Genomic DNA, 23070 nt, shown 5'->3' with positions numbered 1-23070 from the left:
TAAAAAGCTCTTATGCTACATTTGTGATATGTTTGTGAGGTGAGAAAAAGTTTGCAGAATGAAGAGATAATGGAAGAGTTTATGAGCTATTTAATAACTGAACGTGGCTATTCTAATAAAACAAAAGAGGCGTATCAGCGTGACTTGGATAACTTTTGTGATTTTTTGAGAGACTCAGGTGAACCCTTGTTGATTTCAGTAAATCATCTGGATGTCCGTGTCTATCTAGCCTTTTTAAATGATCGAAAATATAGTCGGAATACGATTAGTCGGAAAATCGCTAGTTTACGTTCATTTTATCAATATCTCTTAAAGCATGAAAAAATTAAAGAAAATCCTTTTTCTTACGTTCATCTAAAAAAGAAACAGGCACGATTACCGCGTTTCTTTTATGAAAAAGAAATCGAATCCTTATTTGATAGTGTAAATGGCGTGAAGCCTTTAGATCAAAGAAATCGTGCATTATTAGAAGTACTTTATGGTTCAGGCCTGCGTGTCAGCGAGTGTGCCAATCTTAAATTATCTATTATTGATTTTGATAATAACGTCCTGTTGATTCATGGAAAAGGAAACAAAGATCGATATGTTCCATTAGGCTCTTATGCAGCAGATGCAATTCTAGAATTTATTCGTGATGGGCGCAAGAGGTTGATGGATCATTTTGGTAAAGACCATGACTATCTGTTTATCAATCATCGTGGAGAAAAAATCACATCAGCTGGAATTGAATACGTGCTTAATCAAATCATAAAAAAAAGCAGCTTAGCTAGTGATATTCATCCTCATATGTTACGTCATACGTTTGCTACACATTTATTAAATAATGGTGCTGACTTACGTACTGTGCAGGAATTGTTAGGACATGCTAATTTATCTACTACTCAAATTTATACTCATGTAACAAAGGAAAGTTTACAAAAAAATTATCGCTCATTTCATCCAAGAGCCTAAAGTTTATTTAAACAAAGGAGAGAACAAAATGTCAGAATCACAATTTCATTCAACCACAATTTGCGCGATCGAAAAAGATGGGAAATTAGCGATGGCTGGTGATGGTCAAGTAACAATGGGAGAACAAGTTATTATGAAAGGGACCGCCCGTAAAGTTCGTCGTATCTATAATGGAAAAGTTGTTGTAGGCTTTGCGGGAAGTGTAGCAGACGCGTTCACTCTAGAAGAAAAATTTGAAGGCAAACTGAACGAGTACAACGGAAATCTTCAAAGAGCGGCCGTGGAGCTAGCTCAAGAATGGCGGACACAACAGGCTATGAAAAATTTGGAGGCTTTATTGATTGTGATGAACGAAGACGAGATGCTGTTAGTCTCTGGTAATGGCGAAGTAATCGCACCAGACGATGGCATTTTAGCGATCGGTTCAGGTGGGAATTATGCGTTAGCAGCAGCTCGGGCCATGAAAAAGCATAACTCTGAAATGAGTGCAAAAGAAATGGCAGAAAGCGCCTTAAATATTGCTGCAGATATTTGTGTCTTCACAAATCATAATATTGTCGTTGAAGAAATGTAGTTTAATAGAATTCGGTTTGTTAGAAAAAATTGTATATTTGTATCGGTGAGGAGAATCAAAATGACTGAAATTAATAAAACACCAAAAGAAATCGTTAGCGATTTAGATCAATACATCATTGGGCAAGATGAAGCAAAGCGTTCAGTAGCGATCGCTTTACGGAATCGTTATCGTCGGATGCAGTTAGAAGAGTCGATGCAACAGGAAGTTACACCTAAGAATATTTTAATGATTGGACCAACTGGTGTTGGGAAAACGGAAATTGCTCGGCGCCTAGCGAGGATCGTTAAAGCACCATTTGTTAAAGTTGAAGCCACTAAATTTACAGAAGTTGGTTATGTTGGTCGTGATGTAGAATCAATGGTTCGTGATTTGGTTGAGAACGCAATCACAATTGTTGAAAAAGAGCAATATTCAAAGGTTTATTCTCAAGCGTTAAAAAGAGCCAACAAGCGCTTAGTCAAAGTACTAGTTCCAGGTATAAAAAAAGAGCAGAAACAAAGTAATAATCCATACGAACAAATGATGAATATTTTCAGTCAAGGGCAGACTGAGCCAAAAGAAGAAGTAACTGAGGATATCAAAGTCAATCGTCAAACTGTACTTGAACAGTTAGAAAAAGGATTATTAGATCAAAGAGAAGTAACGATCGAGTTAGCGGAACCCAAAAAGGCTATGCCGATGAATAATGGATTAGAGCAAATGGGAATTGATCTTTCTGATACCCTTGGCGCACTAACACCAGAGAAAAAAGTTCAGCGTACAGTTACGGTTAAAGATGCCCAAGAGCTTTTAGTGAAAGAGGAACAGGCTCAACTGGTCAATGAAGGAGATATTTCTACGGCAGCGATCAAGCTAGCAGAAAGCTCTGGAATTATCTTTATCGACGAAATCGATAAAATTACCTCTAAATCACAACAAAATTCCGGAGAAGTATCTCGTGAAGGAGTGCAGCGTGATATTCTGCCGATTGTTGAAGGTTCCCAAGTGAACACTAAATATGGTGCAATTCAAACAGATCATATTCTATTTATTGCCAGTGGAGCGTTCAGCTTTTCAAAACCTAGCGATTTGATTCCTGAATTGCAAGGACGTTTTCCTATCCGAGTTGAGTTAAGTGATCTATCAGCAGAAGATTTTGTTAGAATTTTAACAGAGCCAAACAATGCGTTGATTAAACAATATATCGCTCTTGTTGGTACTGAAAATGTCGAAGTTATCTTTACGCAAGAAGCGATCGAACGCATTGCACAAATCGCCTTTGATGTAAATCGGGAGACTGACAATATTGGAGCACGTCGTTTACACACGATTTTAGAAAAATTATTGGAAGACTTATTGTTTGAAGCGCCAGATATGCAAATGGGTGAGATTAAGATTACTGAAGCATATGTGGACGAGAAATTAGTATCCATCGCTCAAAATAAAGATTTAAGTCGTTATATTCTTTAATAAATGGAGGGGAAAAAGTGGAAACATTATTAGAAAAAACACGCCAAATTAATAAGTTAATGCAACAGAAAAATGCCTTTGAACCAACTGCAGAATTACCTTATAACAATATGGCGCGGATTTTGGGGGACATTCTAGGCTCATTGACCTACATCATTGGAGCTGAAGGGAAATTGTTGGGACTTAACGAAAAAATTGATATCAATACGGATCGTGTTCGTTCCTTTCTTGTTGATCGCCAGTTTCCAGACAGTTATGTATCGGAAATGAAGGAAGTCTTCAAAACGGAGGCCAACATACCAGTAGCCAATGAGTTGACTGCCTTCCCTACTGAACGGGCAGAGCTTTACCCGAATGGATTGACAACAGTTATTCCAATCTTTGGATCAGGAGAACGTTTAGGCACAATCGTATTGGCTCGAACAGAAGGGGCCTTTAATGATGATGACTTAGTTTTAGCAGAATATGGAGCAACAGTTATTGGGATGGAAGTTTTATATCAGCAGTTTTTGAATGTTGAAGAAAAAATCCGAAGTCAAACAGCTGTACAGATGGCAATCAGTACGCTTTCTTACAGTGAGTTAAAAGCTGTAAAGGCAATTTTTGATGCATTAGAAGGAGATGAGGGACGCCTAACCGCTTCGAATATTGCAGATAAGATTGGTATCACGCGTTCAGTCATTGTGAATGCTTTGCGAAAGCTCGAATCTGCTGGGATTATTGAATCTCGTTCTCTAGGGATGAAAGGAACATATTTAAAAGTTCTGAATCCATTATTTAAGGATGAGTTAGTACGTCATAAGTAAAGACATTAGTCTAACTTCTTTATGTCACATGATTTCTGAAAAATTTTATCACTTTAATCAATGAACTTGAAAATATCTAGATAGTTAAAAATACGATATGAGTAATTATAATTAGCAGAAGCAAGGAGTGGGTACCCATGGCAGTGACGATCAGCAATGATTTTTTGCAAGCAACGATAGACGAAAAAGGCGCAGAGCTTATTAGCTTACGTGCTAATGAGATCGAATATATTTGGCAAGCAGATCCAAAATACTGGAACCGACATGCACCGTTTCTATTTCCATTTGTGGGCCGTCTAAAAGATAATCAATATACGTATAAAGGTAAAACTTATGCGATGGGCCAACACGGCTTTGCTCGAGACAAGGAATTTAGAATCGTAGAGCAAACAAAGGATAAAGCAACTTTTTTGCTAGAAAGTAATGATGAAACAAGAAAGATTTATCCGTTTGATTTTACTTTAATGATCAGTTATGAAATATGGGGTGAGGGTGTTCGGATTCGTTTTAATGTTGAAAATACGGGAACAGAGGAAATGATTTTTGCTCTTGGAGGTCATCCTGCTTTCAATATTCCACTAACCAATGATTTAAAATTTGAGGATTACTTCATTGCTTTTTCTCCACAAAAATCACGAGTGAAAATACCTTTGGAGGGACCTTACGCAAATTTGGATCAAAAAACAATTGGACAAACCAATACGAATATTCAGTTGAGTCATGAGTTATTCAAAGAAGATGCTTTAATTTATGAAACACGCGGGTTAAACGCCTATACTTTAGGTAGTGAAGAGTCTCCGCACAGTGTCACATTAGCCTATAACAATATTCCTTATGTAGGACTGTGGTCTCCATATCCGACTGCGGCACCATTTGTTTGTATCGAACCTTGGTGGGGATTCGCAGATACTGTAGATAGTAATGGACGACTCGAAGATAAAGAAGGCATGAATCGATTAGCTGTAAATGATACCTTTAAAACTGAATTTTCTATTACTGTTAGCTAAGAATGTTGCCAATTAAAAAGCCAATCCTAAATTTTTTAGGATTGGCTTTTTAATTGCATAGACAATTTTAATCGAATGGTACATTCCATTGTGTATCTTTATGAGCTTTAAAACATAGATCAATTTGATTTTTCGTATTTTTCGCTTCAGACAACTGAGGCAAAGAGTCCTTATCAAACCAATCATACTGGATTGTTTCAATGTTTTCGATAAATTTGCCACTTAATAGGCGGCACTCAACAAAAATTTTACAAACGCTATAGGCGTAGCGAGGAAGATTATGCTTATTGCGATCTTGAATAGTGACAATTTTTAGAGGTTCGACGGTTAAACCTGTTTCCTCTAGTGTTTCCTTAATAGTATTCTCTTTGATGGATTGATTGAACTCGACCCAACCGCCAGGCAAGGACCAACGCTTATCCTTTTCTTGTACCAATAAAATTTTTTCGTTTTCAAATATCGCTGCTCGTGTATCTAATTTTGGAGTAGGATATCCCGATTCGTCAGCAAATAGTTTCCGTAGCTTTGGAACTGGAACTGGTGACTGTACCGCTAGTATCTCTGTAGCAATGGTGCGAATACGTTCGAATCGTTCGTGATCGAAAGGATCCTGAGTATAGGTTAGTCCAGTCTGGGCTAAAGCCTGAAGCTCGATTGCCCAATCTAAAAGTTGCTCCTCCATCTATTTCTCCTTTTTATTCAGGCCAAAAGAAACGCGATTTTCAGTCCCAGCTTTAATTCGCTGAATATTTTCTCTATGGCGGTAGATAATATAGCAAGTTAGAAGAAAGCAGATCAATGTCAATAACCAATTATACGTCGGCAAGATCGTCGGCCAAACATAAGGTAAAATAATTGAAGACAAGGTGACGAAAATAGCCGAAGCAATACTCGCCGCACTAACCATGCTAGTGATATAAAGAACGACCAGAAAGAAAACCAAAGAATAAAAAAAGAATAAAGGCGCAAATGCTAATAGCATCCCGGCGCTAGTTGCAACTGCTTTACCGCCTTTGAAACCAGCAAAAATAGGTAATGTATGCCCAATGACTGCAATTAAACCAAACAACAAAGGATTAATGTCTACATGGAAAAAAATTGGCAGAGCAGTCGCTAGAGAACCTTTTAATAAATCCATAGCAAAAACAACAAACCCTGCAGTTCTTCCTAGCACACGAAAGGTATTAGTAGTTCCTGAATTACCACTACCATATTCACGAATGTCTTTTTTAAAAAAAAGTTTTCCAATCCAGATACCAGATGGAATAGAGCCCAGAAGATAAGCAAGGACTAAAAGTATGGCGGTTTTCATATGAATCCTCATTTCTTTATTAGTAAGGCTATTTTATCAGATTTCAAAAGAGTGAACAAATTCTAATCTCATGATATACTAAACGTTGTGAATAATTAAAAATTAAACTGAGTGAGGGGATTCGGATGGGCTTTCAAAATCCTAGTCAAGAAAAAATTTATCAGTATTTAGAGGATGCAAAGGTAATAGCTGTTGTTGGGTTGAGCGACAAACCAGAAAAAACGAGCTATCAAATTGCTGACATTTTAAAATCCTATGGCTACAAACTATACGGCGTGAACCCAAAACTAGCTGGACAAACGATCAATGAGATTCCAGTAGTGGATGAACTGACTACAATACCGGAAACAATTGATATTGTTGATATTTTTAGACGCAGTGAATTTTTACCATCTGTAGCCAAAGAATTTTTAAAGACAGATGCAAAGGTGTTCTGGGCACAGCTTGGACTAAGTAGTGAAGAAGCGGCCAAAATATTGCAGGATCAAGGACGCAACGATATTGTCATGGATCGCTGCGTGAAGATTGAGCTAAACAAAAAAGCGTAATGCGTGAGTTGATTTTATTAAAAAAAAAGCTTAAAATGCCTTTTCAGAAACAGGATAGGCTTTTTTTTTGAGCTTTTTTAGCGTATCATACAAATGATGTACTTTAGAAAAGGAAACCAACCCATTTTTATCGTTTGATGAATCACAATGAAACCTTTTTTCAAACAGTGCGGTGGTATCCAGTACGAACAAACAAATTATTTTTCTTTTGAGAAAATCATTACGTTAAAGTAGAAGTAAGGAGTTGTAGGCTTGGTTAAGATGAACAACGAGTATAATGACGCTTCGATCCAGGTATTAGAGGGATTAGAAGCGGTTAGAAAAAGACCAGGGATGTATATTGGTTCGACTGATAGTCGCGGCTTGCATCATTTGGTTTATGAGATTGTTGACAATGCGGTCGATGAAGCCTTGTCAGGCTATGGTAACGAGATCGAAATAACGCTTCATCCAGATAATAGTGTAGAAGTAAGCGATAAAGGAAGGGGGATGCCAGTAGGGATGCATGCATCCGGTATCCCAACCGTAGAAGTAATCTTCACGATCCTTCATGCTGGCGGAAAATTTGGGCAGGGCGGCTATAAGACTTCTGGCGGCTTGCACGGAGTTGGTGCAAGTGTTGTAAATGCTTTATCAGAATGGTTAAATGTAACGATTGTTCGAGATGGCGTTGAATATCTTGAAGAGTTCAAGGATGGTGGAAAACCTCAGGGAACCCTTAAGAAAATTGGTAAAACCCGCAAACCAAATGGGACTACTGTACATTTTTTGCCGGATGCTCAAATTTTTTCAACGTTGAGTTTTTCTTATGAAACTTTATCAGAGCGTTTGCGAGAATCAGCTTTCTTGTTGCGTGGAGTGAAGATCACGTTGACAGATATGCGTGGTGAAGAAAAAGTTACGGAAGTTTTTCATTTTGAAGAAGGAATCAAAGAGTTCGTAGAATACTTGAATGAAGATAAGGACACACTCACTCCTGTCGTTTATTTTTCTGGTGAACGTGAAGGGATTGAAGTTGAATTTTCTTATCAATATAATGACGGCTATTCGGAAAACCTTCTTTCCTTCGTTAACAATGTGCGAACCAAAGATGGCGGTACCCATGAGTCTGGAATGAAAACTTCTATGACTAAGGCATTTAATGAATATGCTCGTAAGTCAGGTTTATTAAAGGAAAAAGATAAAAATTTAGAAGGATCAGATTTCCGTGAAGGTCTTTCAGCAGTTTTGTCTGTTCGAATTCCAGAAAATCTTTTGCAGTTTGAAGGACAAACAAAAGAAAAATTAGGTACCCCTGCTGCTCGTGGAGCGGTGGACAGTGTCATTGGTGAACAAATGGGCTTCTATTTGCAAGAGAATAGTGAAAACAGCCAAATGCTTGTTCGTAAAGCAATCAAAGCTCGTGAAGCTCGTGAAGCTGCCCGTAAAGCCCGTGAAGAAAGTCGAAATGGCAAGAAGCGCAAAAAAGGCGAATCATTGCTTTCAGGTAAACTTACTCCAGCACAGTCTCGAAATGCTGCTAAAAACGAACTATTTTTAGTCGAAGGAGATTCTGCTGGTGGTTCAGCCAAACAAGGTCGTGATCGGAAATTTCAAGCAATTTTGCCATTAAGAGGTAAAGTTATCAATACCGAGAAAGCTAAGATGCAAGATATCCTTAAAAACGAAGAGATTAATACGATGATCTATACAATAGGCTCTGGAGTTGGTCCAGAATTTTCAATTGAGGACTGTAACTATGATAAGGTGATTATTATGACCGATGCGGATACCGATGGTGCGCATATTCAAGTCTTACTATTAACATTTTTCTATCGCTACATGAAACCGTTAATTGAGGCTGGAAAAGTGTATATCGCTTTACCACCGTTATACAAAGTTTCAAAAGGTGCTGGACGCAAACAAGTCATTGAATACGCTTGGACAGATGACGAGCTGCAAGATGCAACGAAAAAAATTGGTAAGGGTTATATGCTTCAACGCTACAAGGGTCTTGGTGAGATGAACGCAGATCAATTGTGGGAGACAACGATGGATCCCGAGCATCGTACCCTTGTCCGTGTCCGAATTGATGATGCTGCTCAAGCTGAGCGGCGTGTTACGACTTTAATGGGAGATAAAGTAGAACCTCGTCGTAAATGGATCGAAAAACATGTGCAATTTACTTTAGAAGAAGAAGGTAGTTTACTGGATAACAAAGAAGAAACATCTGTAGTTCCAGTATCCGAACAACAAGAAACGGAAGAAACAACTGATGAAGTTAAAATAATCAGTCTGTTTGATGAGTAGGAGGTGGTCAGCTAATGGAAACGAAACATTCAATTCAAGAATTAACATTGGAAGAAGTAATGGGTGACCGTTTTGGCCGCTATTCAAAATATATTATTCAAGAACGTGCATTACCAGATATTCGTGATGGTTTAAAACCAGTTCAACGTCGAATTCTATTTGCTATGAATAAAGATGGAAATACCTATGATAAGGGGTTTCGAAAGTCAGCTAAATCAGTCGGAAATATTATGGGTAATTACCATCCTCACGGAGATAGTTCAATCTATGAAGCGATGGTTAGAATGAGTCAAGACTGGAAATTGCGTCAAGTCTTGATCGAAATGCACGGGAACAATGGATCAATGGATGGTGATCCGCCTGCAGCAATGCGTTATACTGAGGCTCGGTTATCTCAATTAAGTGGCGAGATGCTGAAAGACATAGAAAAAGAAACGGTCGATTTTGTATGGAACTTTGACGACACGGAAAAAGAGCCAACTGTATTGCCTGCTGCTTACCCTAACCTACTAGTCAATGGCTCAACTGGTATTTCTGCTGGGTATGCGACGGAGATTCCAACGCATAATTTGACTGAAGTAATTGATGGAGCAATTTATCTAATTGATCACCCGAATGCTTCATTAGAAAAAATTATGGAGTATATTCCAGGTCCTGATTTTCCAACAGGTGGCATCCTACAAGGAAAGGCCGAGATCAAAAAGGCTTATGAAACTGGTAAAGGTAAAGTAATTCTTCGATCAAAAACATCGATTGAACCTCTAAAAGGCGGTAAGCAGCAAATCGTTATTCATGAGATTCCTTATGAAGTGAACAAAGCTGTTTTAGTCAAAAAAATGGATGAGATTCGTCTAAATAAAAAAATCGATGGCATTGCTGAAGTTCGAGATGAATCAGATCGAACTGGATTACAAGTAGTAGTAGAGCTTAAAAAAGATGCGAATGCAGAAGGCATTTTAAATTACTTGTTTAAAAATACTGATCTGCAGATCAACTACAATTTTAATATGGTTGCTATCGATAATATGACACCACAGCAAGTTGGTTTGAAGCACATTTTAGAAAGTTACATTGATCATCGCAAATCTGTAATAACTAAACGCAGTCAATACGAACTTACTAAAGCAGAGAAGCGCCAACATATTGTTGAGGGATTGATGAAAGCTTTATCGATTCTTGACGAAGTGATTGAAACAATTCGTGGCAGTAAAGATAAAAAAGATGCTAAGAATAATCTAGTCGAGCGTTTCGAGTTCAGTGAAGAGCAAGCAGAAGCGATTGTGACTTTGCAGTTATATCGTTTAACCAATACAGATATCACTCAATTGGAAAAAGAAGCAGCTGAGCTAGCCGGAGAAATCAAAGAATTACATTTGATTTTAAATAGCGAAAAAGAATTGCATAAAGTCATGAAACAAGAGCTGCGTCAAATCAAAAAGAATTATGGAAATGATCGTTTGACAAAGATTGAGGATGAGATTAGTGAAATCAAGATTGAAACAGAGGTGCTTATTGCTCAAGAGGACGTTATTGTCACATTAACAAAAGAAGGATATCTAAAGCGCAGCAGCTTGCGTTCGTATAATGCTTCACGTCCAGATGAGCACGGCATGAAAGATGGAGATTCAATCATTTTTATCGATAAGCTGAATACACTCGATCACTTGCTGATTCTGACAAATCATGGAAATATGATTTATCGACCAGTTCATGAAATTACTGAGTTGAAGTGGAAGGATGTCGGTGAGCATATTTCTCAGACGATTACTAATTTATCTATGAGTGAAGAAATAATTGCGGCTTTTCCATATAAAGAAATTGATGCCAATAAACTCTTTATCTTCATGAGTAAAGAAGGCATGATCAAACAAACGCGTATGACAGAGTTTTCTCCTTGGCGTACGTATCGCAGCCGGCCAACGACTGCTATGAAAATGAAAAGTGACACGGATCAAATTGTATCGGTCTTTTTGACCGATGAAATTCGCAATGTAGATGTGTTTATTGCTTCACATCGTGCTTTTGGCTTGCGATATCCATTAGATGAAGTTCCGGTAGTAGGATCAAAAGCGGCTGGTGTTAAAGCTATTAATCTTAAGGATGGCGATTTTGTAGTAGCAGGTGCTTTAGTACCTTCTGAGGGAGATTCGCCAATTCTGTTGCTAAGTCAACGTGGTGCCGCTAAGCGAATGCTAGTACAAGAGTTACCACAGTTAGGTCGAGCAAAACGTGGTTTGCTAATTTTCCGCGAACTGAAAAAGAATCCACACCGACTTTCTTATATGACAACGGAAACAGAAGGGAAACTTGTTTTAACAACTAGCAAAGGAATCGTGAAGGAACTTGAAATTTCTGATGTTGCTATTAGTGATCGAATTTCAAACGGAACATTTGCAGTTGATGAGAAGAAAGAAGGAGAACTTTTTTCAGTTGTTCATACACAGGAATTAGTTACTGACTGACCTTCTGTATTATATAATAATGTTACAGTTGGGCATCTGTATTAAAACAGATGCCCGTTTTTTTTATCACAAAGTATCAGTGAGACACAGTATTCAGCAAGAAAAATCAAACTATAAAATGTCTTATAAACCTATAAAAATAAAGCTTTGCTACCGATTACATTCTTATTTCATTTTCTAATTAATCTTTCACAAGGAAAGGCTTGCATAAAAGAATTTATGTGTTATACTTTGTTCGTAAAGCTGTAGTAATTAAGTTTTTATTATTCTAAGGGGGTCCTTTTGAATGGGAACTGCAACAAATGAACTGGAAAAAAAGAAAAACACTGAGAAGTCTGCATGGGAAGGTTTCAAGGGGCATTTATGGAAAAGCGAAATCAACACACGTGATTTTATTCAAGCCAACTACACTCCGTATGAAGGCACTGCTGATTTTTTAGCTGAACCAACAGGGGCAACAAATTCATTATGGGCGAAACTGCAAGAACTTCAAAAACAAGAACGTGAAAATGGCGGCGTATTAGATATGGAAGCAGATATTGTATCTGCGGCTAATGCTTACGGTGCCGGCTATATCGATGAAAACATGAAAGATAAAGAAACTATCGTTGGTATTCAAACAGACAAGCCGTTAAAACGTGCTTTCATGCCTTACGGAGGTATTCGTATGGCAGAAGAATCTCTTGAGCGCTACGGCTATACACCAAATCCTAAATATACTGAAATCTTTAATGATTATCATAAAACTCATAACCAAGCAGTTTTCGATGTATACACACCTGAAATTCGTGCGGCTCGTCGTGCAAAGATCATCACTGGTCTTCCAGATACTTACGGACGTGGACGTATTGTTGGTGATTATCGCCGTGTAGCTTTATACGGAATCGATTATTTGATGCAAGAGAAATTAAAGGACCATGCAAACTGTGGACACGGACAATTCACTGAAGAAGATATTCGCTTACGTGAAGAAATCAGTGATCAATACAAAGCATTGAAACGTATTAAAGAAATGGCCGAAGCATACGGCTTTGATATTTCTCGTCCAGCTGAAAATGCTAAAGAAGCAGTTCAATGGACATACTTTGGTTACTTAGCAGCAATTAAAGAGCAAAATGGTGCAGCTATGTCAATCGGCCGTGTATCTACTTTCTTAGATATCTATATTCAAAGAGACATTGAAAAGGGTATTTTAACTGAAGAACAAGCACAAGAATTGATTGACCACTTAGTAATGAAATTACGTATGGTCAAATTTGCTCGTATTCCTTCTTATAATGAATTATTCTCAGGCGATCCAGTTTGGGCAACTTTATCAATTGCTGGGATGGGTATGGATGGACGTACATTAGTCACTAAAAACGACTTCCGCTTCTTACACACATTAGAAAACATGGGACCATCTCCAGAACCAAACTTGACTGTACTGTATTCTTCACGCTTGCCAGAAGGATTCAAAGACTATGCAGCGAAAATTTCTATTGATACTTCTTCGATTCAATACGAAAATGACGACGTGATGCGTCCGGTATGGCTAGACGACTACGCAATCTGTTGCTGTGTTTCTGCTACACAAACAGGTAAAGAAATGCAATTCTTTGGCGCTCGTGCAAACTTGGCAAAAGCCTTGTTATATGCGATCAACGGTGGAGTTGACGAAAAATCTAAAGCACAAGTAGGACCTGATTTCCGTCCAATTGAATCGGATGATGCTCTAGATTTCGATTCTGTCATGGCTAAGTATGACGATATGTTGGAATGGTTAGCTGGAATGTATGTAAATACCTTGAATGCGATTCATTTCATGCATGATAAATATTACTATGAAGCTGCTGAATTAGCTTTGATGGATACTGATTTGAAGCGTACTTTCGCGACAGGTATCGCTGGCTTCTCACACGTAGTTGATTCATTAGCAGCCATTAAATATGCAAAAGTTTTCCCAATTCGTGATGAAGATGGTATTGTTACTGACTTTAAGATAGATGGCGAGTTCCCTAAATATGGTAATGATGATGAACGTGCAGATGACATCGCTGTATGGTTGTTGAAAACATTTATGGAAAAACTTGAACACTATCATACTTATCGTAATTCAGAACCAACTACATCAATCTTAACGATTACTTCTAACGTAGTTTATGGTAAAGCAACTGGTACACTACCTGACGGACGTAAAGCAGGTGAACCATTAGCTCCAGGTGCAAACCCATCTTATGGAGCTGAGCAAAATGGATTATTGGCTTCGCTTAACTCGCTGACAAAATTACCATATGAATATGCATTGGATGGGATTTCAAATACTCAAAGTATTAATCCAGATGCATTGGGTCATGATGAAGAAGAACGTATTGAAAACTTAACGAATGTTTTAGATGGTTACTTCGATCAAGGAGCACATCATTTGAATGTGAATGTTTTTGGTAAAGAAAAATTGATTGATGCCATGGAACATCCAGAAAAAGAAGAGTATGCAAACTTCACAATTCGTGTTTCTGGTTATGCGGTTAAGTTTATCGATTTGACTCGTGAACAACAAGAGGATGTAATCAGCCGTACATTCCATGCTAAAATGTAAGCATTGAGTAGAAACGAATACTGAACTAGGGCGGATGGACGGTAGTCTATTCGCCTTACTTTTTAACAGTGATTATTAGTGATTTGTGTCAAAAATTTCATAGGAAATTTTACATATAGAAGAGGGGGACTGTTTATGTCTACTGTGACTGAACAACCTATTGTCGGAAATGTCCATTCAATTGAAAGCTTCGGATCTGTTGACGGGCCCGGCGTACGATTTATCGTCTTCATGCAAGGGTGTCGGATGCGTTGTCAATTTTGCCATAATCCGGATACTTGGAAAATAAACGATCCTAAAGCTAAGAAACGAACTGCTGATGATATTTTAAAAGAAGCATTAAACTATAAAAGTTATTGGGGTAAAAAAGGAGGAATCACTGTTAGTGGTGGTGAACCCTTGCTTCAAATCGATTTCTTGATCGATTTATTCAAAAAGGCAAAGTCAATGGGAATCAATACGACATTAGACAGTTGTGGCAAACCATTTACTTTTGAAGAACCATTTTTTTCTAAATTTAAAGAATTGATGCAATATACCGATTTAATTTTATTTGATATTAAACAAATTGATAACCAAAAGCATAAAGAATTAACTGGACATAGCAACGATAATATTTTGGAGATGGCGAAGTATCTTTCAGATATTAATAAACCCGTTTGGGTGCGTCATGTGTTAGTACCTTTCAGAAGTGACTATGACGAATTTTTAATTCGATTAGATAAATTTATAAAGAGCCTAAATAATGTCGATAAAGTTGAGATTTTACCTTATCATACGATGGGGAAATATAAATGGGAAGAAATGGGAATGAAATATCCATTAGAAGGAATTGAACCTCCTACAGATGATCGAGTTGAGAATGCAAAAAAAATATTGCATACAGAAGATTATAAGGGCTATTTAAAACGTAAAATTTAAAAAAGAACATTTAATCGGGTGGAGTATCCTTTACCCGATTTTTTGTGTAACCTTTTACGATAGCACCCTTAATACAAAAAAATATTGAGAAAAATAGTTGAAAAAAGCTACTGATTGTTGCTCTTTTACTTTTTTTTGATATGATAAAGAGGAACTAATTTAAAGGAGCGAATTAACTATGGCAAAAGTTTTAATTTTTGGACATCAGAATCCTGATACAGATGCAATCGGGGCAGCAATTGCCTTTGCTAACCTGCAAAAGGAATTAGGTGTTGATGCAGAAGCAGTTGCACTTGGAACACCAAATGAAGAGACACAATTTGCATTGGACCATTTTGGGTTAACAGCTCCACGTACTCTCGAAAAAATGGCGACTGAAACGAATGATGTAATGTTAGTTGATCACAATGAATTTCAACAAAGTGCGGCGGATATTGAAGATTTAAATATCCTAGCAGTAGTCGATCATCATCGAATCGCGAACTTCCAAACAGCAAACCCGCTTTACTATCGCGCAGAACCGGTTGGATGCACATCAACGATCGTATTAAAACTATATAAAGAAAATAATGTAGCTGTTCCAGCGAAAATCGCAGGTATGATGGTCTCAGCGATTATTTCAGATACCTTATTATTCAAGTCACCAACTTGTACACAAGAGGATATTGATGCTGCGAATGAATTAGCCAAGATTGCTGATATTGGCTTAGAAAATTACGGTTTGGAGCTATTGAAGGCTGGAACAAACTTAGGAGACAAATCTGAAGCAGATTTATTAGATTTGGATGCCAAATCATTTCCTATGGCTGACAAAACTGTTCGAATCGCACAGGTCAATACAGTGGATTTAGATGAAGTTTTTGCTCGCCAAGATGCTTTGCGTGATGCGATGTTAACTGAAAATGCTAAAAATGGTTACGACCTATTTTTATTACTTGTTACAAATGTCTTGGATTCTGATTCAGAATTATTAGTAGCGGGTGAACCACGTGAAATGGTTGCAGAAGCGTTCAAAGTCCAACTTGAGAATGATCGTGCTTTCTTGCCAGGCGTAGTATCTCGTAAGAAGCAAGTTGTGCCTCAATTGACTGAAGTATTTGAGAAGTAATTTGATTATTTTAAAAAGTGGACTGTCAAAAGTCCATTTTTTTGTGGATTTTTTTTATTAGGATTATAATGCGAACGGAGATAGAGTTTGTTAGTCTACTAAAATCAGTATTGTATAGAGATGTATAAAACAATAATCTCTATTAAAACTACGTAGATAAATGACTCTAATAGGAGAGGGATTTTGCATGCAAATTTACACTTACAACAAAAAACTTCAGCAATCTTTAATGTGTCCGGAAATTCGGAAATTAGTAAACTATTTATTTAAACTAGAAGAGCCAGTAATCTTGCGTGAAATTCGAAGTAATTTTCCGGATTATCGTCATTTAGATAGAGATTTGGATCTTTTGATTGAAAATGAAATCATTTCTCGCCAAAACCGCCGCTACGATTTCTCACTATCTGTATTGAAGGAATATCCGACGGGTGAATTAGTCAAAGCATTTATTCAGCAGGTAAATGATCAATATTCAAATGAAGAACTATTGGTATGGTTAGCAGATGAATTGTGGAGTGATAAATTGGATAATACTATCGCAATAGATTTTGCTTTACCGACAATTAGTCGATTGGAAAATGAGGACTTTCAATTGGTTACAATTAATCGTGGAGGAAAATTATCGGAAACTTTAGCTAACTATTTTGAGAATAGTGAACAACCAAATTTGTTTCCAACTTTATCGGTTCTCATTGGGGACGTTAATCCAGAATTTTTCAGTAATCAATTAAGCTTGATCCTTGACCAAGTGCTGTTGGGCAAGAAACCAAAGCGAGAATCTATTTTTTTAGATAGTTTATTAGCTACTCACATAGTCACGTCGCGACCTGAGTGGCAATTGGCTATACCGATTTATACTGAAAATATTTCATGCAATGTTGTTCAAGAAATGAATAATGAAACACGATTCTTTTTTGTGCGTCAATTAGCAAAGGAATTATTAGGGAAACGAGAAAGTTTTTCTTATTTAATAAAAAAGAAGGCATGAGCAAATGCAACGAATAGTAAAGGGAATTGTTTTGGTTGTCAGTTTTTTTGTAGTTTTTTTTGGGATTTATTATGCAAAGGTACGCTACTTCAGTCCAGGGACGCTGGCGGAGCAAAAGAATATACACTATTCAAATGTACCGACAGTTTTTATTCATGGCTATGAAGGAAATTCCTTTTCGTTTGGACCGCTTTTGCGAAGATTTGAAAGGAAGAATATCGCTAAGCGTGAAATGACAATCGTAGTGCAAGCGAATGGTCAGCTATCTGTGGAAGGGAAACTGAGAAACAGAAATGATAATCCAACAATTATGGTTCTTTTTGCAAAAGATGTGACCGATGAAATTACTCAAAGTAAATGGATCGATAAGGTTATGCACTATTTATATCAGCAAAAGGTTCGCCGCGTCAATTTAGTTAGCCATTCTATGGGAGGTGTTTCATCACTGCGCTATTTACTCGAGTATGCGGGAGAGAATACACCGGTTACTGAGCATTTCGTTGCGATTGCTGCACCATTTAATGATTTAGAAATTGCTGAAGATACTGAGGAAATTTTTTCCTATGAGTTAACAGATAAAGGTCCAAGTGGTGAAACGCCAATTTATCAGTATTTTGACAAAGCGATGAGTCGTTTGCCGACGAATATTGATGTGCTTGATGTAGCTGGGGACTTAAAGGATGGGTCAGAAAGTGACGGTTCGGTTTCTACTCATAGTGCATTTGCCCTCCGTTTATTGTTTCAGAAACATGCGAAAACCTACCGAGAATTAACGATCACAGGCAAAATTGGTGGGCATTCGGCAATAACTAAAAGTCCAGAGTTAGAGGAACAATTGATTCAATTTATCTGGAAAAAAACAGCTTGAGCTATGGCTTCAAGCTGTTTTTTTGGCGTTTACGAACTTTTTTTGTCCAAAAGCCGCCGGAAATATATTTTGGTTCATAGGAGATAATAAAAGCGCGCTCTTCTATTTCCTTGATCAAAGTATAAAGCAGACGTTCTGTTTTACGTGGAGATAAAATTTCTAGAACCATTCGTTCTCCTTCTAGTCCCTCTCCGTAGGATTGTGTAACTCCATAGCCATTTTCCCTTAAAACACGAGGAAGGCTTGCTTCTTGATTCGTATTTGTCGGTAAAATGACAGTGACCATGATATAGCCTAACGCTAGTTTGTCTTCAATTTTTATTCCAACACTAATGCCAATTGCATAGCCTAATGCATAGGTCAGCAGATTGATAGGATTATCTAAACGATCCAAGACCATCGAAAGTCCGAGAATATAGATGGTAATCTCAACCATACTCATTAAGGGAGCCAGAACACGATAGCCTTTTATCGTCAGCATAAAACGCAGTGTGTTGAGAGTTACATAGAAAAAATTGATAAAAAAGATCATCGCCAGCATTTTTATATCAATCATTATTGAACCTCCCGTTATACATGATTTTTCTTACTGTGCAGTATGTTTATTTGCCCTTTTTACTGTATACCTATTAGCCTAACGATTATTTTGTCAAAAGGCAAATAGAAGGAAATAACCAGCAAAAAAAGTCTCTATTATTTGTCAAAAAAACAGATTTATCAAATAATAAATGTTATTTTTTGAAGAAAATTCGATTTATTTTAAAGATTTAAAAATTTTTTCTTCTATTTTAAATCTTATTATAATATAATGTTAGTAGGGACTTTTAATAATGCGGAGAGGGATTGGTAAAACGCTTGATACGTTATTTTATTAAGGTTTGTGTCATTATAATAAAACATTCGGCGTTCTTATTATTAAGCTTTGCACATTAAAATGCAATATAAGAACGGATTATCGTTCACTCAAAAAGGTGGTTCTCATGGAAAATACAAAACAAAATAAAAAACAACAAATGGATGACGCTAAGAGAACATTTTTGTCGGGAGAAAATTTTTATGCACAACATTTATTAGGTGTTCATCTAGAGAATGATGGGTATATCTTTAGAGCGTGGGCACCAAATGCGTTAGCTGTGTCCCTCGTTGGTGATTTCAATGATTGGCAAGATTTGCCCATGGAAAAGGATGAATCAAGCGGAATCTGGCAGATATTTACTAATAAAGCAAATGAAGGTGATCTCTACAAATTTAAAGTGAAACAAGCAGAGGGCCGAGAAATTTTAAAAATAGACCCCTTTGCTGTCCGATTTGAGAGAAGACCTGGAAATGCAGCAGAGATCTATCATTTCCCTGAAAAGAAATGGAAGGATGGATTATGGCGCGGACGCAATAAACGTATGAACGCTTTTAAGAGACCGCTGAATATATATGAACTGCATGCTAGCTCATGGCGACATCATGAGGATGGGACACCTTACAGCTTTGCCGATTTAACGAAGGAGCTGGTCCCTTATTTAGTTGAAATGAATTATACTCATGTGGAATTTATGCCGTTAATGGAGCATCCATTAGGGCGTTCTTGGGGATATCAATTGATTGGCTATTTTGCCTTGAGTTCTTATTATGGTACACCAGCAGAATTTCAAGATTTTGTTGAGGCTTGTCATTTGAATAATATTGGAGTGCTAGTTGACTGGGTACCTGGCCATTACTGTATTAATGAAGACACGCTACCTTATTATGACGGTACGCCACAATTTGAATACACTGACCCGGATCGTGCTAAAAATAATCGTTGGGGATCAATTAATTTTGATCTTGGGAAACCACAAGTTCAAAGTTTTCTGATTTCTAGTGCGATGTATTGGATTGAGATGTTCCATATTGATGGCATAAGAGTTGATGCTGTTTCAAGTATAATTTATCGTGACTATGATGATGGCCCATGGACGCCCAATCATGAAGGTGGAAATCGTAATTTTGAAGGATATTACTTTTTACAAAAGCTAAATGCTGTCATCAAATTAGCGCATCCAAATGTTTTAATGATTGCGGAGGAAAGTTCTTCTGAGACTCCTGTGACTGGGATGATTGAAAGTGGTTCGTTAGGTTTTGATTTTAAATGGAACATGGGTTGGATGAACGATGTTTTACGTTTTTATGAGATGGATCCGATATATCGAAAAGATAATTTTAACTTGATTACATTTTCTTTCATGTACATGATGCAAGAGAATTTCATTTTACCATTGTCGCATGATGAAGTTGTTCATGGTAAGAAGAGTTTGATGCACAAAATGTGGGGTGATCGCTATAAGCAATTTGCACAGTTACGGAATCTATATACTTATTTTATGACTCATCCAGGTAAAAAATTACTATTTATGGGAAGTGAATGGGGTCAATTTTTAGAGTGGAAGTTTGATAAAGGACTTGAATGGAATGATTTGTCGGATTCATTGAATCATTCTATGCAGCATTTTACTGCAAAACTGAACGACTTCTATAGAAATCAAACTGCTTTATGGGAATTAGAAGATTCTTATGACACGATTGAAATTATTGATGCCGATAATACTGAAGAGTCTGTCTTAACCTTTATGAGAAAAGGAAAACGCAAGAAGGATTTCTTGATTGTCGTTTTGAATATGACTCCGATTGAACGGCAAGATTTCCATATTGGTGTGCCATATTCAGGAACGTATAAAGAAATTTGGAACACTGAAATGAAAGAATTCGGTGGAACTTGGACGAAGCATAATGAGGATCGTCAAAGTGAACCTATTAATTTTAAAGAGTACGCTCAGTTGATCAAAACGACTGTGCCAGCTTTAGGAGCTATCATTTTAAAACCAGAATCAATCAATACACGTAAGAAATAGAAGGGAGGTCGATGGAGGAAAGTCCTTCATCAAAATAAAATGAAAACAGAAATTTTAGCAATGATTTTAGCCGGCGGGAAGGGATCTCGCCTCGGTAAACTAACACAAAAAATTGCAAAACCTGCTGTCCCTTTTGGCGGTCGTTATCGAATTATTGATTTTACTTTGAGTAATTGTATTAATTCAGGAATTAACAACGTTGGGGTGGTCACCCAATACCAACCTTTAGCGTTAAATAATCATATTGGAAATGGTTCCAGTTGGGGCTTTGATGGGTTAAACTCAGGTGTTACGATCTTACAGCCGTATTCTAGTAATGATGGAAGCAAGTGGTTTGAGGGAACAGCACACGCAATTTATCAAAATATGGATTATATTGATCAGATGGATCCACAGTATGTTTTGGTATTGTCGGGTGATCACATCTATAAAATGGATTACGAAGCGATGTTAGAGGATCATAAGGCGAATAATGCTGCACTAACAGTTGCGGTAATTGAAGTGCCAATTGAAGAAGCTTCTCGATTTGGAATCATGAACACTGATGAGAATGATCGAATTATTGAATTTGAAGAAAAACCAGAAGAACCGAAAAGCAACTTGGCTTCAATGGGAATTTATATTTTTAACTGGAGTCGTTTACGCAGCGTATTATTGAATAGCTATAAAAAAGATGATCAAATGCTAGACTTTGGTAAGCACGTGATACCAGCATACTTAGAAAGTGGCGAGAATGTTTTTGCCTATCGATTTGACGGCTACTGGAAAGATGTAGGTACGATTGACTCTCTCTGGGAAGCTAGCATGGAATTCATCGATCCAGATCATAGTTTAAATATTCGAGATAAAAACTGGCGTGTTTTAGCAAAAAATACTATTTCGCCACCTCACTTCTTGACTGAAAATGCTGATGTAAAGAATTCATTGGTAGTAGATGGCTGCTATGTCGCTGGATATGTGGAACACAGTATTTTATCTGATGATGTTCAAGTCAAAGAAGGAGCTAAAGTAGTCGATAGTGTTGTTATGCCAGGTGCGACAATTGGAAAAAATGTACAAATCACAAAAGCAATTATTGGTGAGAATGCAATCATTGGTGATGATGCTGTTGTGGATGGTTCGGACGAAATTGCAGTTGTTGGATATTCAGAAGTGATTGGAGTGTTGACAAGTGAGAGCGAATAAAATGTGTGCCATTCTGGGAAATGTATATGAATGTCCAGAATTATTACCATTAACTGAAAAAAGACCATTGGCTACATTACCTTTCGATTGTAAATATCGGTTGATTGACTTCAATTTGTCGAATGCAATTAATGCCAATATCAAATCTGTCTATATGGTTTTCAATCAAGGAATGACAAAATCCGTATTTGATCATATCGGTGGCGGACGCGAGTGGCATCTAGATAGTGTCGATAGTCGTTACTTTATCCACTTTTACCAAGACTTTTTGAAAAAGAAAGCAGAAGGCCGTCCCTATTTTGAATCAATAATCGATTATTTGAATAAATCAAAATCAGAATATACTGTCTTTATGGGGAACCGCATGCTATGCAATATTGATTTAGAGGCAGTTTTAAAAATTCACCTACAGAGTGATAGTGTTATGACTGTCGTCTACAAGAAAATGCCGAAGGAACAAATTTATCGCCAAGATGAAATTTTAGAAGTGGATGAACACGGTATAATAAACGGACATCATAACTTCTTAGAAGATAAAACCGATGATGAAATACTCAATCTTAGTATGAAAATCTTTATTTGCCGTACAGATTGGCTGATCAATGCTTTACACGAAGGGCAGAGTTTGGGTGGTCCCGTAGCATTAGTTGATTTCTTGACTTTAGCAATGAATCAAGTAAAAACAAATGCCTATGAGTATACTGGTTTTCTGAGTAATATTTTTGATATTAAGTCTTATTATGATGCGAATATGGCAATGTTAGATCCAAAAAAATTCACATCTTTATTGTATTCTAAGCAAAAGATATATACAAAATTAAAAAATGAAGTGGCTACGTATTATTCTCCAACTTCGGAAGTTAAAAATAGTCAATTCGCAACGGGTTGCCTTGTTGATGGCAAGGCCCACGGCTCTCTTTTCTCAAGAAGTGTTGTAATCGAAAAAGGTGCTGAGGTCGTAGATTCAATCATAATGGCAAGCTGTAGTATTCATGAAAATGCGTATATTAAACATGCGATTTTAGATAAAAATGTTGTCGTTGAGCCAGGAATAAAAATTATTGGTTCGGCAGAGCAGCCAGTTGTGATCAAGAAAAATACACATGTGCTAAGCGACGTTTACGGAGGCGAGTAAAAAC

The 23070-nt window shown here is 37.2% G+C and carries 19 protein-coding genes; 16 read left to right on the top strand and 3 right to left on the bottom strand.

Going from position 1 to position 23070, the window contains the following annotated elements:
• The first annotated feature begins 51 nt into the window (after positions 1 to 51).
• From xerC to IGI67_RS04125, 5 genes are all read left to right on the top strand, one after another.
• On the top strand, positions 52 to 951 hold the full coding sequence (gene xerC, locus IGI67_RS04145; RefSeq protein ID WP_429956839.1) for a tyrosine recombinase XerC: 900 nt from the start codon (positions 52 to 54) through the stop codon (positions 949 to 951).
• Between the two features lie 28 nt (positions 952 to 979).
• The gene (gene hslV / locus IGI67_RS04140; protein WP_429956838.1) at positions 980 to 1525 is read left to right on the top strand and encodes an ATP-dependent protease subunit HslV; all 546 of its coding nucleotides are present in this window, start codon (positions 980 to 982) and stop codon (positions 1523 to 1525) included.
• 60 nt (positions 1526 to 1585) lie between these two features.
• Positions 1586 to 2977, top strand: coding sequence for an ATP-dependent protease ATPase subunit HslU (hslU, locus tag IGI67_RS04135; protein WP_429956837.1), 1392 nt, complete (start codon positions 1586 to 1588; stop codon positions 2975 to 2977).
• Between the two features lie 17 nt (positions 2978 to 2994).
• Positions 2995 to 3783 (top strand): GTP-sensing pleiotropic transcriptional regulator CodY, encoded by a 789-nt coding sequence (gene codY / locus IGI67_RS04130; RefSeq protein ID WP_207107986.1) that lies wholly within the window; start codon positions 2995 to 2997, stop codon positions 3781 to 3783.
• A 137-nt stretch (positions 3784 to 3920) separates the two neighbouring features.
• A complete protein-coding gene (locus tag IGI67_RS04125) occupies positions 3921 to 4790 on the top strand; it encodes an aldose 1-epimerase family protein (RefSeq protein WP_207107987.1) in 870 nt (289 codons plus the stop codon).
• A gap of 67 nt (positions 4791 to 4857) precedes the next feature.
• On the opposite strand, the gene IGI67_RS04120 is transcribed toward IGI67_RS04125, so the two are convergent.
• Both IGI67_RS04120 and plsY read right to left on the bottom strand, forming a co-directional pair.
• The gene (locus tag IGI67_RS04120; RefSeq protein ID WP_429956836.1) at positions 4858 to 5472 is read right to left on the bottom strand and encodes an NUDIX hydrolase N-terminal domain-containing protein; all 615 of its coding nucleotides are present in this window, start codon (positions 5470 to 5472) and stop codon (positions 4858 to 4860) included.
• Complete coding sequence (gene plsY, locus IGI67_RS04115) at positions 5473 to 6102, bottom strand: glycerol-3-phosphate 1-O-acyltransferase PlsY (protein ID WP_207107989.1); 630 nt, start codon at positions 6100 to 6102, stop codon at positions 5473 to 5475.
• Between the two features lie 125 nt (positions 6103 to 6227).
• Here plsY and IGI67_RS04110 point away from each other — a divergent pair, with 125 nt between their 5' ends.
• The 8 genes from IGI67_RS04110 to IGI67_RS04075 all read left to right on the top strand — a co-directional run bounded on the left by IGI67_RS04110 (position 6228) and on the right by IGI67_RS04075 (position 17864).
• Complete coding sequence (locus tag IGI67_RS04110) at positions 6228 to 6650, top strand: CoA-binding protein (protein ID WP_429956835.1); 423 nt, start codon at positions 6228 to 6230, stop codon at positions 6648 to 6650.
• A gap of 261 nt (positions 6651 to 6911) precedes the next feature.
• Positions 6912 to 8939 carry a DNA topoisomerase IV subunit B gene (gene parE / locus IGI67_RS04105; protein ID WP_429958606.1) on the top strand — a complete coding sequence of 676 codons (2028 nt, stop codon included), beginning with the start codon at positions 6912 to 6914 and terminating at the stop codon, positions 8937 to 8939.
• Positions 8940 to 8953: 14 nt separating this feature from the next.
• Positions 8954 to 11401 (top strand): DNA topoisomerase IV subunit A, encoded by a 2448-nt coding sequence (gene parC, locus IGI67_RS04100; protein WP_429956834.1) that lies wholly within the window; start codon positions 8954 to 8956, stop codon positions 11399 to 11401.
• A 286-nt stretch (positions 11402 to 11687) separates the two neighbouring features.
• A complete protein-coding gene (gene pflB / locus IGI67_RS04095) occupies positions 11688 to 13979 on the top strand; it encodes a formate C-acetyltransferase (RefSeq protein ID WP_207107992.1) in 2292 nt (763 codons plus the stop codon).
• Positions 13980 to 14114: 135 nt separating this feature from the next.
• Complete coding sequence (gene pflA, locus IGI67_RS04090) at positions 14115 to 14900, top strand: pyruvate formate-lyase-activating protein (protein ID WP_429956833.1); 786 nt, start codon at positions 14115 to 14117, stop codon at positions 14898 to 14900.
• 178 nt (positions 14901 to 15078) lie between these two features.
• Positions 15079 to 16008 carry a manganese-dependent inorganic pyrophosphatase gene (locus IGI67_RS04085; RefSeq protein ID WP_429956832.1) on the top strand — a complete coding sequence of 310 codons (930 nt, stop codon included), beginning with the start codon at positions 15079 to 15081 and terminating at the stop codon, positions 16006 to 16008.
• A 187-nt stretch (positions 16009 to 16195) separates the two neighbouring features.
• Positions 16196 to 16996, top strand: coding sequence for a DUF1803 domain-containing protein (locus IGI67_RS04080; RefSeq protein WP_429956831.1), 801 nt, complete (start codon positions 16196 to 16198; stop codon positions 16994 to 16996).
• A gap of 4 nt (positions 16997 to 17000) precedes the next feature.
• Entirely contained in the window at positions 17001 to 17864 is an 864-nt protein-coding gene (locus IGI67_RS04075; protein ID WP_207107996.1) for an alpha/beta hydrolase, read from the top strand.
• A 1-nt stretch (position 17865) separates the two neighbouring features.
• On the opposite strand, the gene IGI67_RS04070 is transcribed toward IGI67_RS04075, so the two are convergent.
• Complete coding sequence (locus IGI67_RS04070; RefSeq protein ID WP_207107997.1) at positions 17866 to 18420, bottom strand: DUF2179 domain-containing protein; 555 nt, start codon at positions 18418 to 18420, stop codon at positions 17866 to 17868.
• 424 nt (positions 18421 to 18844) lie between these two features.
• Here IGI67_RS04070 and glgB point away from each other — a divergent pair, with 424 nt between their 5' ends.
• The 3 genes from glgB to glgD are packed head-to-tail and all read left to right on the top strand — an operon-like array spanning position 18845 to position 23066.
• Positions 18845 to 20746 carry a 1,4-alpha-glucan branching protein GlgB gene (gene glgB / locus IGI67_RS04065; protein ID WP_429956830.1) on the top strand — a complete coding sequence of 634 codons (1902 nt, stop codon included), beginning with the start codon at positions 18845 to 18847 and terminating at the stop codon, positions 20744 to 20746.
• 39 nt (positions 20747 to 20785) lie between these two features.
• Positions 20786 to 21931, top strand: a complete 1146-nt coding sequence (locus IGI67_RS04060; protein WP_207106669.1) for a glucose-1-phosphate adenylyltransferase — start codon at positions 20786 to 20788, stop codon at positions 21929 to 21931.
• Positions 21918 to 23066, top strand: coding sequence for a glucose-1-phosphate adenylyltransferase subunit GlgD (gene glgD / locus IGI67_RS04055; RefSeq protein WP_207106668.1), 1149 nt, complete (start codon positions 21918 to 21920; stop codon positions 23064 to 23066). The genes IGI67_RS04060 and glgD overlap by 14 nt, the downstream gene beginning before the upstream one ends.
• Positions 23067 to 23070: the final 4 nt, after the last annotated feature.

Origin of the sequence: Enterococcus sp. AZ196 (genome assembly GCF_050498845.1) — a bacterium.
Taxonomy (GTDB): Bacteria; Bacillota; Bacilli; order Lactobacillales; family Enterococcaceae; genus Enterococcus_A; species Enterococcus_A murrayae.
This window is presented reverse-complemented; position numbering and strand designations above follow the sequence as displayed.

Bases quoted from the DNA above. Each gene is read 5' to 3' on its own strand.
- plsY (WP_207107989.1), bottom strand. From the start codon at position 6,102: ATGAAAACCGCCATACTTTTAGTCCTTGCTTATCTTCTGGGCTCTATT.
- IGI67_RS04060 (WP_207106669.1), top strand. From the start codon at position 20,786: ATGAAAACAGAAATTTTAGCAATGATTTTAGCCGGCGGGAAGGGATCT.
- IGI67_RS04085 (WP_429956832.1), top strand. From the start codon at position 15,079: ATGGCAAAAGTTTTAATTTTTGGACATCAGAATCCTGATACAGATGCA.
- hslU (WP_429956837.1), top strand. From the start codon at position 1,586: ATGACTGAAATTAATAAAACACCAAAAGAAATCGTTAGCGATTTAGAT.
- IGI67_RS04110 (WP_429956835.1), top strand. From the start codon at position 6,228: ATGGGCTTTCAAAATCCTAGTCAAGAAAAAATTTATCAGTATTTAGAG.
- glgB (WP_429956830.1), top strand. From the start codon at position 18,845: ATGGAAAATACAAAACAAAATAAAAAACAACAAATGGATGACGCTAAG.
- IGI67_RS04070 (WP_207107997.1), bottom strand. From the start codon at position 18,420: ATGATTGATATAAAAATGCTGGCGATGATCTTTTTTATCAATTTTTTC.
- pflA (WP_429956833.1), top strand. From the start codon at position 14,115: ATGTCTACTGTGACTGAACAACCTATTGTCGGAAATGTCCATTCAATT.
- IGI67_RS04075 (WP_207107996.1), top strand. From the start codon at position 17,001: ATGCAACGAATAGTAAAGGGAATTGTTTTGGTTGTCAGTTTTTTTGTA.
- pflB (WP_207107992.1), top strand. From the start codon at position 11,688: ATGGGAACTGCAACAAATGAACTGGAAAAAAAGAAAAACACTGAGAAG.
- IGI67_RS04125 (WP_207107987.1), top strand. From the start codon at position 3,921: ATGGCAGTGACGATCAGCAATGATTTTTTGCAAGCAACGATAGACGAA.
- IGI67_RS04120 (WP_429956836.1), bottom strand. From the start codon at position 5,472: ATGGAGGAGCAACTTTTAGATTGGGCAATCGAGCTTCAGGCTTTAGCC.
- parE (WP_429958606.1), top strand. From the start codon at position 6,912: ATGAACAACGAGTATAATGACGCTTCGATCCAGGTATTAGAGGGATTA.
- hslV (WP_429956838.1), top strand. From the start codon at position 980: ATGTCAGAATCACAATTTCATTCAACCACAATTTGCGCGATCGAAAAA.
- parC (WP_429956834.1), top strand. From the start codon at position 8,954: ATGGAAACGAAACATTCAATTCAAGAATTAACATTGGAAGAAGTAATG.
- IGI67_RS04080 (WP_429956831.1), top strand. From the start codon at position 16,196: ATGCAAATTTACACTTACAACAAAAAACTTCAGCAATCTTTAATGTGT.